The sequence below is a fragment of the Acetobacter aceti genome (assembly GCF_002005445.1).
GTDB lineage: Bacteria > Pseudomonadota > Alphaproteobacteria > Acetobacterales > Acetobacteraceae > Acetobacter > Acetobacter aceti_B.
In genome coordinates this window covers 2,232,073-2,247,051 of the sequence record NZ_CP014692.1, presented here as the reverse complement: position 1 = coordinate 2,247,051, position 14,979 = coordinate 2,232,073, and the positions used below count along the sequence as shown (strand labels likewise).

Here is a 14,979-nt window from a genome sequence, read left to right as displayed (position 1 = left end):
GAAAGAAACCTTCCGTGACTACCGTCGTGTCGCGGAAGGTTTCTTTCGGGAAATTATTTAAAATTTATGCATCTGTCTGTGTTTCCTGCAGATCTGGCGCAATCTGTTGAGGCCAAAATGAGGGCGGGCGCTGCCGTGAGCCGGATATATCGGGCCACCCGTAACGAAAGTGACAGAACAGGACCGGGTGGCGACCGAAGGATCATGTTTTATGCTGACTCAGGCAAAATCACAGTCAGAATGCGGCTCCGCACTGAGTAGCCGGGAGTCTTGGCGTTGGAAAAATGAAAAATTTAATGACATGATTCTATTGTTGTCTTTTTTTGATATTTTTGAGTAATTAATCTTACAATTTCACGATGTTACTTTTATTTTCATTGAAAAAATTAAATATAGTATCATCTGGCGTCTGGGTTTTTGCTGCATGGCTTTGTTGGTGAAGTTTGGGTTGGAGTTTTCTCAAGAGAAATTGCGAACACCATCCTTTTGAAAAAGAGCGAATCAAAAATTTTATTTTTAAATATCAATGTGTTGATGCGAATAAGATTTTTTGGATATTGGGTGGCAAAGGTTCTCTGTTGGGTTTCCTGGCTCTCATCGGTTATAGGGCGTTGCGTATCTTTTGACTGGCACTGCACGACGCAGTGCGTCCAGAGGAGTGCCGTGGAAGTGATCCGTTTGCCGCTTCAGGGGAGAACCATGCATGCTGGCTGACACTCCGGCGCGTTCCGCCGTTGTTGACCTTGGTTCCAATTCCGTCCGTATGGTTGTCTTTGATGGAATTTCACGTAATCCGGTCTCCATTTTCAATGAAAAAGCCGTACTTCGTCTTGGCCGTGGCCTGACCCATACCGGTCGACTGAACGAAGAGGGTGTGGCGCTTGCCGTGGACGTTCTGCGTCGCTTTCACGCCATCGCACGTGGCATGAATGCCGACCCGTTTGAAATTCTGGCGACAGCTGCGGTGCGCGACGCTGCGAACGGCCCCGAATTCGTCGCCTCTCTCCGCGAAATTATGCCGGATGTCCCCATCCGCATCCTGTCGGGGATAGAAGAGGCCGACCACGCAGCCCTTGGTGTTCTGTGCGGCATTCCGGAAGCGAACGGCCTTGTCGCTGATATCGGTGGCGGATCGCTCGAACTGATCCGGATCGATTCCGAAGGCCGGCATGATGCGAATACCCTGCCGCTGGGCGTCATCCGTCTTGGCGATCGGGCCAATGGTGATCTCGCGGCGGCAAAAGCTATAGCTGATGCGGAACTCGCCGGAGTCGAGTGGCTGGAGACGATGAAGGGGCGGACGCTCTACCTTGTCGGTGGAGCTTTCCGTGCTCTCGCGCGTCTGCAGATTGCCCGCACCAGTTATCCGCTGAATATCCTGCATTACTACACCCTGACGCCTCAGATGGCGCGCGAGATGACGGGCTGGCTGATCCAGAGCAACCGTCGCGTTCTGGAACGCCTGCCGGGCGCGCCGCGGAAACGGCTGGATGACGTTCCCTTCGCGGCGACCGTTCTGCGTCGTCTGCTCAAGCGGGTTTCCCCGGATCGGATTGTGTTCTGTGTCGATGGCCTGCGGGAAGGGTGGTATGCGCTGAATGTTGCGCCGCACCTCCAGCAGGAAGACCCGCTTGAGGCCATGGCCCGGCAGATGTGCGAGCGTTTCGGCCGCAGTACGACCTTGCCTGACGCCCTGTTCGACTGGATTTCCGTCATCTTCCCCGATGAGTCCGAATACCAGAAACGTCTGAGAAAAGTGGCATGCTGGCTGTCGGATATTGGCAGTCATGATCACCCTGAGTATCGGGCAGAGCAGACATTTCTGCGTATTCTGTGGATGCAGAGCGGTGGAATTGATCATCGCGCCCGGGCCGCGCTCGCGCTGGCGCTGGCCGTGCGGTACGAAGGAGAAGTGGACGCTGCCTGGCTGGCCCCGGCCCGGGCGCTGCTCGATGCTGATACCTTCACCTGGGGGCTGACCCTCGGGCTGTCACTCAGGCTGGCCTATTCCTTGTGTGGCGGCACTGAAACCCTGTTGCGCGGCACGCGGCTGGAGCGTGATCAGGACGGTCTCTGTCTCTACCTGACCTCGGCTCGTGTGGCCGTGCGTGGCGATTCCGTCCGGCGACGGCTGACTCGTCTGGCGCAGATCATGGGACAGGAAGCCAGTGTTGATGAGGCGTCTTCCGGTTGAGAGACGCCCCTGCGACAGGGGCGCTTTTTGACAGCATGACGCCGGAAACTGCGGCGTGAGCGGCAGATACGGGTAGCGACTGAAAAAAGCATGAGAGCACACGCACTTGCGATCAATCCCGTGAGGTGAAAAGCTGTATGCTTTGCGCTCTGTTGACGTCGCGTGCAGGCACGGACCGGTTACAGCCAGAATAGCTGGCTTTCTGGTTCAAATGTGCCTTGCAGCGCGATGCGATGGAGTTGCTGACGTTCTGCATGATGCAGCGGAACGTCTTCACGGGAGTCGCATGGTGACTGTAGCAGATCGGATCTTTTCACAGCCGGCAGCGGCGTCGAGTCAGGTCCATCCCGAAGAACCACCGGTTCGTGTGCTCGTTGCTGACGGTGATCCGGCAATCCGCTCGCTTGTCCGTAAAATGCTTGGTGATCATCCGGGCTGTTCTGACTGCATCGAGGCCCAAGACACTGATGACGTGTTTGCCGCCCTTGAGACCTCCCCGCCGGATGTGATCCTTCTCGGATCGGCGTTTGCAGGTATGAACGGGTTGCAGGTCACGCGTGCTGTCATGGTGAGGCAACCTGTTCCTGTCGTGATCATGGCTGATGTGGAGGAAGAGGATCTGGACCGGGCGTTTGAATGTCTGCGGTCAGGCGCACTGGAAATTGTGCCGCGAACAGAGGAAAGCCTCTCCTCTTCAGACACGTTTTCCCGTCTTCTGGACCTTGCGCGTCAGGCGAAGGCGCTCCAGCCACGTCATGATGCGCCAGAGATTCAGGGGAACGTATCCTCTCTCCCTGTAGACGTTCTTTTCCTGATGGCGGGAACGGGCGCTCTTGGTGCGGCTCTACGGGTGTATCAGGCTGCTGAATTCTCCTCTTCCATTCCAGTTGTTCTGGTGACGGCGCTGGCGTCTTCTCTCCTGCCGGATTTTGTGCGGTGGCTGGATGAAACGCTCGAAGGAGGCGCGAAGCTGGTGGACCTCGCTACCGGCCAGCCTCTGACAGCAGGGCCGCTGAATGTCGTGGCGGCCTCTGTCCTGCCCCGTGTCGTGGCCTCAGACGGGAGGGGCGTCATCCTCGCCGGATTGCCGGATATTCCTTGGATGACTCCTGACACGTCTTCCGGGGAAAATGGTTTTGACGTGCTGCTCGCATCGACGGCCGAAATCGCGGCCAAAGAGGCAGTGGCGGTTTTGCTGGGAGGACTGCACTCCTCCGGCGCGGCGGGTCTTTCTCTCCTGAAGCGGGCTGGAGGGCGTGCCTTTGTGGAGTTGCCAGCCCTGTGCCCCTTCGCCCGGAGTTCTTTTACGGCTGTCAGGATTGATGCTGCGAATGTCTACGCGACCGTCAGCGGGCTGGTGACGCTGCTGGATGATCTTAACGCGCAGCGGGCGTTGCCGGGTGCATAGAGATGAGCGCTCGCAGACCTCTCGTTCTTCTGGTTGGACAGTCCGAGACGACGGACCGGTTTTCCGCGGGGCTGGTGGGGCATGGCTATGAAGTCAAAATGGTCGCGGACGCAGAAGCCGCGCTGGACAGTCTCGACCAGTGGCCGCCTGCGATCCTGATTACTGAATTTTCCTTACCTGGAATGACGGGATGCAAAATGTCCCGTCAGCTCCGTCTCAACAGACTGACGCGCTCCCTGCCCATCATCATGCTCACTGATGATGAGCCCATGATCTGCGAAGCCTTCAGATCCGGGATCGATGTTTGTGTCTCGAGAAAGGCGGATCCGGCTTTCCTCGCCGTGCGGATTGAAACTCTGTTGCGTGGCCTGAAAATTACCGCGCAGGCCATGATGCGGGAGCGGTTCCGGCGTCCTACCGTGGCGATCGCCACCATGAACGATGGCTGGTTACAACATTGGCCTGCACAGCCCGGTCAGAAAAAGGCCACACCGCCCGTTATCGAACTGTTGAGAGGAGAAGGGGTGGATACGATCCTCCTCGATCCCTCAGCGCTTGCCGGGGCGCCGGACTTCTGGTTGCCCGCCGTTGATTGCGTGATGGTGGATCTCTCGTCCCGGGCGTTCGATGGACTGGCCTTCTGCCGTATGCTCGACAGGCAGCGCTATACCGCGTTTGCCACCACTCTGACGCCACCACGTCTGCTCGGATTTGGCGGAGATGGAGAGGCGGGAGCAATCGCAGCCTATGAAGCTGGCGTGGATGATTGTGTCGGGACGTCAGTCAGCAGTGAACTTCTGCTTCTTCATGTAAGAAGCCTGCTCTATCGCAAGGCGATTCTGGATGAGAGCCTGCGGAGTGAGGCTGAGCGCGCCGCACGTGATGCGGCCATGGAGGGCGCGCGAGCCAAGACGGTTCTGGCGGACGCCCTGGAACAGGCCAATGACGAACTTGGCTCGGCCAATCGCAAGCTCATCGAAGCACAGACGCGCCTCGTGCAGTCGGCCAAGATGGCTTCCCTCGGCGAGCTTGTGGCTGGCATTGCCCATGAGTTCAACAATCCTCTGGCCTTCGTTATCGCTCACGAAACGACGGTGTCCCGCACACTCGAAGGGGCATTGTCAGCTCTGGACAGCGGCGATGTCGAGGGTGTCAGGGCTCTGCTTGAAAAAGGGCGGGATCGCCTCGCCTCCACATCAATCGGACTTGGCCGTATGCGGGATCTTGTGTCCAGCCTGAGGCGTTTTTCACGTCTGGACCAGGGCGCTTTCGAAGATATTGACATGCCGGATGCAATCAATACGGTCCTTGCCTTGCTGTCTCCAAAACTCTCTGAAAACATCAGGGTCGATCTCGCATTCGATGCGCCTCCCGTGCTGCGGTGCCAGGCCGCCCTCGTGCACCAGGTCGTCATGAACATCATCAGTAACGCGGCCGATGCCCTGCTCTCCCTGCCCGAGAGCGCCCAGAGAGTCCCTCTGATCAATATCAGCACTGCCTTGAGCGATGAGGAGGACGGAACGGCAGGTCATTACCTCATTTCCATCTGCGATAACGGTCCGGGCATCTCGCCTTTCATGCGGGAGCGGGTCTTTGAACCCTTCTTCACGACAAAACCGGTCGGAGAGGGGACCGGACTTGGCCTTGCCACTGCATACGGCATAGTGCAGGCTCATGGCGGGACAATCGAGGTTTCCAAATCTTCCATGGGTGGAGCCTGTTTTACTGTCGCGATCCCCTGTGTACCTGTGGACACAACAGAAGGAACATTTTGTCCTGTGGAAGAATTGCCATGACCGCGATAATCAGTGGCATTCATCAGGATAAAATTCTGATCGTTGATGACGAGCCGGAAATTCTGATCGCTCTCACCGACCTGCTTGATGACGAGTTTTCGATCGTTCAGGCGTCTTCGGCACAGGAAGCCCTGGCGGTTCTTCGGAATAATCCTGATATTGCAGTCATCATTTCCGACCAGCGTATGCGCGACATGACCGGAGACATGTTCCTCACCGAAGCCCGTAAACGCTCGGATGCGGGCACAATTCTCCTCACCGGCTATGCTGATCTTGATACGGTGGTGTCGGCGCTCAATCGCGGGGCGATCTCCTTTTATGCCGCAAAACCGTGGGAAGCAGGGAGTCTTCTGGCCATGGTGCGGGAGGCCGCTTCAGGCTATCGGACCCGGTGTGAACTGAAGACAGAACGGGCCCTGCTTCGGAGCCTTTTCGATAATCTGCCGCTGGGGCTGGCGATTACCGATACGACAGGGCGCATTACACGGCTGAATGCGCTGGCTGCGGACTCGTTCGGGCGACCCTTGAAAGAGTGCATCGGACAGACCGAGGCAGCCCTGCTGGGCGATGTGCCCGTCGAAACAAAAAGTGCTGATGAATTCAGGATGCCTGATGAATTTCCGGGCGTACGACGGGTCGCTTCCGATGGTCGTGAAAGCTGGCATCGTATTTCACGGGTGGAACTGGCGTTGCCAGCGGATTGTTCCGCGACCCACCCTGTCTCGGTTCTGATCGATCAGAATGTGACCGATCTGATCGAGATGGAAAAACGGGCGCGACAGGCGGACAAGATGCAGGCCATCGGCACACTGGCCGGAGGCATTGCGCACGATTTCAACAATCTGCTGACCGCTATTCTGGGCTCTCTTGAACTGGTTCAGGATATGCAGCCTCAGACAGACCCCAATATCAGCCGTCTTTTCACCAACGCCATGGATGCCGCGCGTCGAGGCGCGGTGCTGACCCAGAAACTGCTCGATTTCAGTCGCCCGCGTGATCTGGCCCGGCGTCCGGTGGACGTGCCGAAACTGCTGGGTCAGATGCAGGGATTGCTGGCCCAGAGTATTGGGGGAGGTGGCTCGCGGGCTGTTCCGGTGCGCCTCAGGCTGCCGGATGAAGACCTGCCGCAGGCCTCAACCGATCCGTCGCTGCTGGAAGTCGCACTGGTCAATCTCTGTCTCAATGCCCGCGATGCCCAGCCAAAAGGCGGCGAGATCACCATTTCCGCTGAGGCCGTGACGTTAAGTCAGGAAAGCCAGCGCGAAAACATGGTGGTGGGACGGTCCGGACGGCCGCTTCCGCCAGGACATTACGTTGTCGTCTCCGTGACCGACCGTGGTGTCGGCATGACACCCGAAACGCAGGCCCGTATTTTCGAGCCGTTCTTTACGACGAAGTCGGTCGGTTCCGGCATCGGGCTGGGTCTGCCGATGGTGTACGGTTTCGTGCAGCGGAATGGCGGCGATGTCAGGGTCTCCAGCAATCCCGGTGTCGGCACATCCATTGAACTGTGGCTTCCGGCGATCAGCAGGGACGGTCGACATGGACCTGTATTGGCGGGACCAACGGAAACGCATCACAGTCACGGGAATCAGAGGAGCATCCTTGTCGTTGATGATGATCCTGCCGTGGCGGCGGTGACCGTCGGGTTTCTCGCGAAAGCGGGATTCAGGGTTCTGGAATGCCATAGTGGAGCGAAAGCGCTCGATCTGGTCCGCTCCCGTCCCGATATCGGGCTTGCGGTCATGGACCTTCTGATGCCGGAGATGAACGGGGACGAGTGCGCGCGCCGTATTGCGGTTCTGCGCCCGGATCTGGCGGTTATTTTCGTGACGGGCTTTGCTGACCGCGCCATTCTTCCTCCCGATGCCCGCGTGCTGGCCAAGCCTTTTACACGCGAGGCGCTGCTGTCCGGGGTGGAAGATCTTATCCCCGGAAGCTGAGGCGCAAGCTTCCGGGTTCAGGCTCCTGAGAACTTCCTGCGTGCCTCCCCGACTGAAGGTGGGGCAGGAACCCCGGCAGGTGTATGGGCGTCCTGAACGCCCGTTCCCAGGGCAGTCGTAACGGGTATGACACCTGCCCACAGACCAAGCGTCAGATCACTGTCATCATCGACAGGCGGACCGGTTCTGACCTTGGCGCTTGCATATTCAATATCGAGTGCGACCACGCCCGTCGCCTTCCGTTCCTGCTCCGACATGGGCCGGACTTCCGAAATGCGGCCGGGTAGCAGATGTTCGGTGATGGCGTTCAGGGCCATGTCGAACTCCTCGCCTTCAACCCGACGCGCCAGACCATGGACGACAACGGAGCGGTAGTTGACCGAGTGATGAAAAGCTGAGCGTGCAGCAACGATTCCGGTGAGATGGGTCACTGTGAGGCAGAGCGGCGTCGCATCAAGAAGCGCCAGACGGGTCTTTGACGCTCCATGCAGATAGAGTGTGTCGTCCACAAGTGCGTAGGCCATGGGAATGACCATGGGACGCCCTTCGGCGATGAAACCGACATGGCCTACCAGTCCACCTGAGAGAATGTCACGCACGGTCGCATCATCGTAATGGGCCCGTTTCTGTTGCCGGGCGCGTGCATAATTCGGTCGCATGGAAAGATCCCTTCAAGACTGATCGATGTCTGTGATAGGGTTTCAACTGGCCTGAATCGAGAACCAGAATATCCGAAAATGAACAGACCAGTTTTTCTGCCTGCCTTCTGTCTGCTCTCTGCGGATGGTCAGGATACGATGCCTGTTCAGCTCTATCGGGATATTCTGGCCGCCATTCGGGAGGGTCGGATAAAAAAAGGCTCGAAGCTGCCATCAAGCCGAAAAGCGGCTGAAAGTCTTGGCGTTTCCCGCACGACCGTGAACGCTGCCTATGAACTTCTGCGCGCGGAAGGTGTTCTGTCGGTCCGTCAGGGGGCCGTGCCTGCAATTCATGTTCCGGAATGGCCTGTTAAATCAGAAACATCCTCTTTCTCTCATGATCTGTCGAAAAGAGGGCAGGGAATCTGCAAGGATTTGCGCCGGAATAGCTTTGTGGCCGATCAGGGAAGGATGTCTCCGGGTGTGCCGGATGAAGCGCTGTTTCCAGCGCAGGAATGGGCGCGATTATCGAGGCAGATGGCGCGCCGGAAACATGGCGCGCTCTCTGCTTACGGTTCTCCTTATGGGGCGCCGGCATTAAGAGCCGTTCTGGCGGAACGGCTATTCACAGACCGGGGCATCACGGTTTCACCGGACCAGATTCTGGTGACGACGGGTACGCAGGCTTCACTCTCGCTGATTGCACAGGTCATGACCGATCCGGGAGAATGCGCGGCGGTGGAGGACCCCTGTCATCTCGGCGCCAGAACAGCCTTTCTTGGCGCGGGTCTGACTGTTGCGCCTGTTCCCGTTGATGACGACGGATTGGACCCGGATTTACTGCCCGATCAGACACGGCTGATCTATATCACGCCTTCAAATCAGTATCCTTTAGGCTGTCGTCTTTCTCTTTCACGAAGAATGATGCTTCTGGAAAAAGCCAGGAGCATGCAGGCCATGGTGCTGGAAGATGATTATGACAGCGAATTTCTCTGGCGCGGCAAGGAGATTGCGGCACTGACAGCACACGCGGCTGGAGAAGAGGTCATCTATCTCAGCTCTGCTTCAAAGGTTCTGTTGCCTGGTCTGAGGGTCGGCTGGATGGCCGTGCCGGAAAGACTGGTCGGGCCTTTTCGTGCAGCGATCCGCAATATCGGGATCATGGCGAATGTGCATGCCCAGCTTGTTCTGGCGGATATGATGCGCTCAGGGCTATATCGTGGTCAGTTGCGACGTATTTCCCGAATTTATGAAAACCGGGGCAAGGCTCTTTTCCAGGCTTTGTCATGCAATGATGCTGTCGAGGTGAAAGAGCCTGATGGGGGCGTGCAACTTGCCGTGCGCTTTCATGCGGGTGGTCGGGAGACTGACGCTCTGACAGCTCTCGCTCATCACGGGTTTCGTCCGGCCCGTCTGTCCACACACTCGCTGTCGGGAACAATGGAAGGGCTGATCGTGGGGTTTGCTGATGCGAATGAAAACACCATTCGGAAATTCTGCTCGGTCCTTGAACAGGTCCTGAAACAGTAAGTGTTATGTCAGAGAGCAGGAGCTAACATATTTTTACATGTGCTCTCTGAAATACAGAAAGGCATATCAGTCCCGCCGCTCTTTTTCCTGCGCGGCCGCCGAGCGAATGGCACGCGCCATCGCTTCCACACCATTGCCCCGATTGGTGGAGAGCGCCTGCACCAATCCCAGATCGCTCAGGAAGGAGGGTTCTGTTGCCAGGATTTCGTCGGGGCTGCGTCCTGAATAAACCCGTAGCAGCAGCGCCACGAGTCCCATCACGATGGCGGCGTCCGATGCGCCGGCGAAATACATCGTTCCGTCATTCATCCGGGCTTCAAGCCAGACCTGACTCTGGCAGCCGGGAACGCGATGGGCGTCATCCATCCATTCCCTGGGGAAGGGCGGCAGTTTACGTCCCAGTTCGATGATGTACTGGTAACGGTCCATCCAGTCATCAAACAGCGCCAGTTCATCGCCAATCGCTTCAATGGCGTCCGCAGCGGTATCGTCCTCCGGGCGGACAAAAGCGTTGTCGAGCATCAGAGAATGAACCGGCTGAGATCGCCCTGCCGGGCAAGTGGCGCCACGCGATCACGGACGAGATCCGCGTCAATCGTGATGGTCTCGCCTTCATGTTCAGACGCCGTGAAAGAGACATCTTCCAGCAGCTTTTCCATGACCGTGGCCAGGCGACGTGCGCCGATATTCTCGACACGCTCGTTCACATCGGCGGCAAGCTCGGCAAGAGCATCCACCGCGCCATCCGTGAAGGTGAGGGTCACGCCTTCCGTGCCGATCAGGGAGACATACTGTTTGCACAGGGAATGTTCCGGTTCGGTCAGAATGCGCCGGAGGTCGTCACGGTTCAGCGGCTGGAGTTCCACGCGAATGGGCAGACGGCCCTGAAGTTCCGGGAGGAGATCAGACGGTTTCGCAAGATGGAACGCGCCGGAAGCGATGAAGAGAATATGGTCGGTTTTTACGAAACCATATTTCGTCGAGACGGTCGTGCCTTCAATCAACGGTAGCAGATCGCGCTGCACACCTTCACGCGACACATCCGCACCACGGAATCCTTCGGAAGAGCGCGCGCAGACCTTGTCGATTTCGTCGAGGAAGACGATGCCATTATCCTGTACGTGCTGGACGGCATCGCGGTTGAGCGCATCATTGTCCAGCAGTTTGTCAGCTTCCTCGCGAATGATCTGTTCGCGGGCAGCGGCAACGGTCAGGCGTCGTGTCTGCGGTGCACGGCCCATGATGTTCTTCATCATGTCGCCGAAATTCATCGTGCCGCCGGGGGGCATCCCGGGCACGTCACCTCCGCTCTGGCCTGCCGGATCGGGAGTGATGGCGATTTCGATTTCCTTGTCGTCCAGTGTGCCGCTTCTTACCAGCTTGCGGAAATGCGAGCGTGTGTCGGCAGAGGAAGTCTCGCCAGCCAGAATAACGACAAGACGCTCTTCTGCAGCTTCCTCGGCACGCGGACGCACATCCTTGCGGCGCTGTTCACGCAGCATGACGATGGCGTTTTCCACGAGGTCACGGATGATGCTCTCGACGTCCCGACCGACATAACCGACCTCGGTGAACTTGGTGGCCTCGATCTTGATGAAAGGGGCCTGAGCCAGCTTGGCCAGACGGCGCGCGATCTCGGTCTTGCCGCACCCGGTCGGGCCGATCATCAGGATGTTCTTGGGAACGACTTCCTCACGCAGACCCTCGGGAAGCTGCGCACGACGCCAGCGGTTGCGCAACGCAATGGCGACAGCACGTTTCGCGTCCTGCTGGCCGATGATGTAGCGATCGAGTTCGGTGACGGTCTCGGCGGGGGAGAAATGATTGATGGTCATTGGTTACGCCACCTTCTCGTCATCTGAGCGCAGGGTTTCAATCGTCACGGAATAGTTGGTGTAGACGCAGATATCTCCTGCGATCTTCATGGCCCGCTGTGCGATCTCGCTTGCGGTCAGTCCGTCGATCGGCAGCAGGGCCCGCGCTGCGGAGAGGGCGTAGTTCCCACCGGACCCGATGGCGATGATCCCGTCTTCTGGTGAGAGCACATCACCGTTGCCTGTCACCGTATAGGAACCATGCTGGTCGGCGACGATCAGCATGGCCTCCAGTCGACGCAGATACCGATCGGTGCGCCAGTCTTTCGCCAGTTCCACACAGGCGCGTTCAAGCTGGTTGGGGAAGCGGTCCAGCTTGGCTTCAAGTCGTTCCAGAAGAGTGAACGCATCGGCTGTCGCGCCGGCAAAACCGGCGAGAACCTGCTGCTTTGCACCGATACGACGGACTTTACGGGCATTGCCCTTGACGACTGTGGAGCCGAGGGTGACCTGCCCGTCACCAGCCATGGCGACTTCTCCATCGCGACGTACGCAGATGATGGTGGTGCCATGCCAGCCGACGGGATCGTGGGGAGAAGACGAATTTGTATTCATGGGTGAAGAGATAGACTTTCCGGAGGTAATCTCAAGAGGGAAGGATATGAGAGTATCGGGAGAATAGTGAACATCGGGTTGGAGGCCGGGAACAGAAAGAGATTCCCGACAGGAAATCCGGATATCTGTTTTGCCATGCAGACAGGCCAGATTCTTTAGTGGGAAAAGCCTTTTTCCTTATCCGGCTTCATCATGTAGCCTTTGCCTGAGGCCCATGGTGACCCAGTTTCTTTACCCCCGGGGTTTTGGCGCATTGCGGCAGTGCCGTGTGTGCAGGGGCAAGACCAAGATCATGATCAGCCTACATTTGGATTATAATCCGCTAACAAAGTCTCTTTCAGACACCTGTCAAACGATTGAGGATGCTTATGCCAAATCAGGTCACTTCACTGTGGACGCAGTTTAACGGCTGGATGCCGGTCATTCTGGGATATGTGGGGCAGTTTGTTCTGGCTCTCATTGTCCTGATGGTGGGCTGGACCATCATCAACATGGTGACCCGCGCGATGGGCCGGATGATGGCGGCCAGTCACATTGAGCCGACTTTGCGCGGGTTTCTTCTCAGCGTCGTGGGCCTTCTGCTGAAGGCGCTGCTGCTGATCAGTGTGGCCTCAATGGTCGGTATTGCGACCACCTCCTTTGTCGCTGTGCTTGGTGCTGCCGGTCTGGCTGTCGGCATGGCGCTGCAGGGAAGTCTCGCCAATTTCGCAGGAGGCGTGCTGATCCTTCTGTTTCGCCCTTTCGAGGTCGGAGACGCGATCACCGCCGGCGGAAGCTCAGGCACGGTGGTTTCGATAGAAATGTTCCGCACAGTGCTTCGGGATGCGAGCAACAAGTTCATTTACGTGCCGAACGGGACGTTATCGAACAATATCGTGGTCAACAGTTCGCAGGCCGAGAGTGTCGTCGCCACGGTTGGTCTGCTGATTGACTATGGAGACGACCTCGACAAGGCTCGCTCTCTTCTGCTGAGCCTGCTGCAAGGTGACGAACTGGTTCTGACCACCCCGGCTCCTTCAGTGTCTTTCCTGCCGCAGGCGGCGAATATTGCTGTATCGCTGTGCTTCTGCTGCGCTCCCGGAAACACAACAGCGCTGACAGCGAAGTATGCCGAAGCAGCCATCAAGAGTCTCAGCAGGGAAGGTTATCGCCTTGGTATCAGCGCACGTGCCGGTGCATGAAGTCCTGACCAGATCTCAGTAAAAGTTCGCTTGTCGCGGGCTGTCTGAATTCCGGCAGGCAGTCTGCCCGATTGAGCCTTTTGGGAAAAGCGCTATGAGGACACGCGGTGCGCCGGATGATCTCTGTATCAGCCAGATGGAGCGGAAAGTCGTCGTTCCTGTCTGCCGAACGCGGGATCAGCCGGTCTGGGTCCACTGAGGGAGTGAACTTCCGACAAGGGTTCCGGTGTCGATGGAGGAAAGAGCTTCCGGGCTGGTTCACAATAAAGCAGCGGACGCGTTAGCCGTGACGCACAAAGACTTCGGAAAATCAAACCCGGATACTGTCCTGTATCAGCTTCAGGGCGTGGAGAACCGCCTGCGCACGCACCTCCGTTCTGTTTCCATCAAAGATCTGTTTTTGTGTGAAAGGTGGTCGGTCAGCCTGTTGCAGACCGAACCACACCAGCCCGACGGGCTTCGTTTCGCTCCCGCCATCCGGTCCCGCAACCCCAGTCAGCGAGACGGCAATACCGGCGCCCGGTGCGCGTGCAAGCGCACCTTCAGCCATCGCCTGCGCAACCTGTTCGCTCACGGCGCCCCATCGCTCGAGCATCTCAGCCGGAACACCGAGCGTCGCCTGTTTCATGGCATTGGAGTAGGTGACGAAGCCACCCGTGACCGCCGCGGACGATCCGCTGTGGGCCGTCAGCGAACCCGCCACAAGACCGCCCGTGCAGCTTTCCGCTGTCACGACCATCAGCCCTGCCGCTTTCAGTAACTCAAGAACCGACGCGGATTTTTTGAGCACTTCCGGGGGCAGGATGGCGGTCATGGCTGTTTCTCCAGATGGTTATTTCAGAAGACCGACGATCTGCTCCACTTCATCCACGATCGGGTTGGCGATGGCCGCCGCTCGCGCGGCTCCGGTGCGCAACACATGATCGAGATGTCCTGTGTCGTCCAGCAGGCGGCTGGTCTCTTTTGCGATCGGTTCGATACGGGCGATCATGACATCCGCCAGCGCCTTTTTGAAAGGACCGAAGCCTTCCCCGCCATGCCGGGCGAGAACCTGTTCCGGTGTCAGATTGTCCATCGCTGCATACAGACCGACGAGGTTGCGGGCTTCAGGCCGGTCCGTCAGCCCTTCCAGAGAGGAGGGCAATGGCTCCGGGTCGGTTTTGGCGCGCTTTATCTTGAGCGCAATCGTATCGGCGTCATCTGTCAGGTCGATACGGCTTTGTGCTGACGGATCGGACTTGGACATCTTTTTCAAGCCGTCGCGCAGACTCATCACACGGGCGGCCTGCGCCGGAACGAAGGCTTCGATTTCCTGAAAAAACTCGACCTCGTAATCGTGGTTGAATTTCTTGACGATGTCGTTGGCCAGTTCGACATGCTGGCGCTGGTCATCGCCCACAGGCACCTTCACGGCCTTGTAGGCCAGAATGTCGGCAGCCATCAGGTTGGGATAGACATACAGGCCAGCTGAATGATTTTCCCGATCCTTGCCTACCTTGTCCTTGAACTGGGTCATCCGGTTGAGCCAGCCGAGGCGGGACACACAGTTAAAAATCCATCCGAGTCGCGTATGGGCGCTGACAGCGGACTGATTGAACAGGATATGCTTCTCGGGGTCGATTCCCGATGCGAGCAGAACGGCGGTCTGCTGGCGGGTCTGCGCTCTCAGGTCAGCAGGATTCTGCCAGACCGTCAGGGCGTGAAGATCAACCAGACAGAAGATACATTCATGGTTAGCCTGCAACGCGACCCAGTTCTGAATCGCACCAAGATAGTTGCCGAGGTGAGGTATACCGGTCGGCTGGATGCCGGAAAATACACGTGTCATTCTTGCTGCTCAGATCCCTGGTCGCGACGGTC

At 57.8% G+C, this 14,979-nt stretch carries 12 protein-coding genes; 6 read left to right on the top strand and 6 right to left on the bottom strand.

The genetic code is table 11. The features are described 5' to 3' along the window. The first annotated feature begins 703 nt into the window (after nucleotides 1–703). The 4 genes from A0U92_RS10115 to A0U92_RS10100 all read left to right on the top strand — a co-directional run bounded on the left by A0U92_RS10115 (nucleotide 704) and on the right by A0U92_RS10100 (nucleotide 7,341). Nucleotides 704–2,194 (top strand): Ppx/GppA family phosphatase, encoded by a 1,491-nt coding sequence (locus A0U92_RS10115; RefSeq protein WP_077813111.1) that lies wholly within the window; start codon nucleotides 704–706, stop codon nucleotides 2,192–2,194. A 286-nt stretch (nucleotides 2,195–2,480) separates the two neighbouring features. Continuing rightward, nucleotides 2,481–3,602 carry a response regulator gene (locus A0U92_RS10110; protein WP_077814375.1) on the top strand — a complete coding sequence of 374 codons (1,122 nt, stop codon included), beginning with the start codon at nucleotides 2,481–2,483 and terminating at the stop codon, nucleotides 3,600–3,602. A 2-nt stretch (nucleotides 3,603–3,604) separates the two neighbouring features. Next, complete coding sequence (locus tag A0U92_RS10105; RefSeq protein WP_077813110.1) at nucleotides 3,605–5,398, top strand: ATP-binding protein; 1,794 nt, start codon at nucleotides 3,605–3,607, stop codon at nucleotides 5,396–5,398. Next, the gene (locus A0U92_RS10100; RefSeq protein WP_077813109.1) at nucleotides 5,395–7,341 is read left to right on the top strand and encodes a response regulator; all 1,947 of its coding nucleotides are present in this window, start codon (nucleotides 5,395–5,397) and stop codon (nucleotides 7,339–7,341) included. The genes A0U92_RS10105 and A0U92_RS10100 overlap by 4 nt, the downstream gene beginning before the upstream one ends. A 17-nt stretch (nucleotides 7,342–7,358) precedes the next feature. Here A0U92_RS10100 and A0U92_RS10095 read toward each other — a convergent pair whose 3' ends face one another. Then, the gene (locus A0U92_RS10095; RefSeq protein WP_077813108.1) at nucleotides 7,359–8,000 is read right to left on the bottom strand and encodes a pyridoxamine 5'-phosphate oxidase family protein; all 642 of its coding nucleotides are present in this window, start codon (nucleotides 7,998–8,000) and stop codon (nucleotides 7,359–7,361) included. Nucleotides 8,001–8,078: 78 nt separating this feature from the next. On the opposite strand from A0U92_RS10095, the gene pdxR reads away from it, so the two are divergent. After that, nucleotides 8,079–9,509: a MocR-like pyridoxine biosynthesis transcription factor PdxR gene (pdxR, locus tag A0U92_RS10090; protein ID WP_187668746.1), complete on the top strand. Its 1,431-nt coding sequence runs from the start codon at nucleotides 8,079–8,081 to the stop codon at nucleotides 9,507–9,509. Nucleotides 9,510–9,575: 66 nt separating this feature from the next. On the opposite strand, the gene A0U92_RS10085 is transcribed toward pdxR, so the two are convergent. The 3 genes from A0U92_RS10085 to hslV are packed head-to-tail and all read right to left on the bottom strand — an operon-like array spanning nucleotide 9,576 to nucleotide 11,938. Continuing rightward, nucleotides 9,576–10,031: a SufE family protein gene (locus tag A0U92_RS10085; RefSeq protein WP_077813106.1), complete on the bottom strand. Its 456-nt coding sequence runs from the start codon at nucleotides 10,029–10,031 to the stop codon at nucleotides 9,576–9,578. Further along, a complete protein-coding gene (hslU, locus tag A0U92_RS10080; RefSeq protein ID WP_077813105.1) occupies nucleotides 10,031–11,344 on the bottom strand; it encodes an ATP-dependent protease ATPase subunit HslU in 1,314 nt (437 codons plus the stop codon). The genes A0U92_RS10085 and hslU overlap by 1 nt, the downstream gene beginning before the upstream one ends. A gap of 3 nt (nucleotides 11,345–11,347) precedes the next feature. Further along, nucleotides 11,348–11,938 (bottom strand): ATP-dependent protease subunit HslV, encoded by a 591-nt coding sequence (gene hslV / locus A0U92_RS10075; protein WP_077813104.1) that lies wholly within the window; start codon nucleotides 11,936–11,938, stop codon nucleotides 11,348–11,350. A gap of 362 nt (nucleotides 11,939–12,300) precedes the next feature. Here hslV and A0U92_RS10070 point away from each other — a divergent pair, with 362 nt between their 5' ends. Further along, nucleotides 12,301–13,119: a mechanosensitive ion channel family protein gene (locus A0U92_RS10070; protein ID WP_187668745.1), complete on the top strand. Its 819-nt coding sequence runs from the start codon at nucleotides 12,301–12,303 to the stop codon at nucleotides 13,117–13,119. A 310-nt stretch (nucleotides 13,120–13,429) separates the two neighbouring features. On the opposite strand, the gene A0U92_RS10065 is transcribed toward A0U92_RS10070, so the two are convergent. Then, on the bottom strand, nucleotides 13,430–13,933 hold the full coding sequence (locus A0U92_RS10065; RefSeq protein WP_077813102.1) for a CinA family protein: 504 nt from the start codon (nucleotides 13,931–13,933) through the stop codon (nucleotides 13,430–13,432). A gap of 18 nt (nucleotides 13,934–13,951) precedes the next feature. Then, nucleotides 13,952–14,947, bottom strand: coding sequence for a tryptophan--tRNA ligase (gene trpS, locus A0U92_RS10060; protein ID WP_077813101.1), 996 nt, complete (start codon nucleotides 14,945–14,947; stop codon nucleotides 13,952–13,954). Nucleotides 14,948–14,979: the final 32 nt, after the last annotated feature.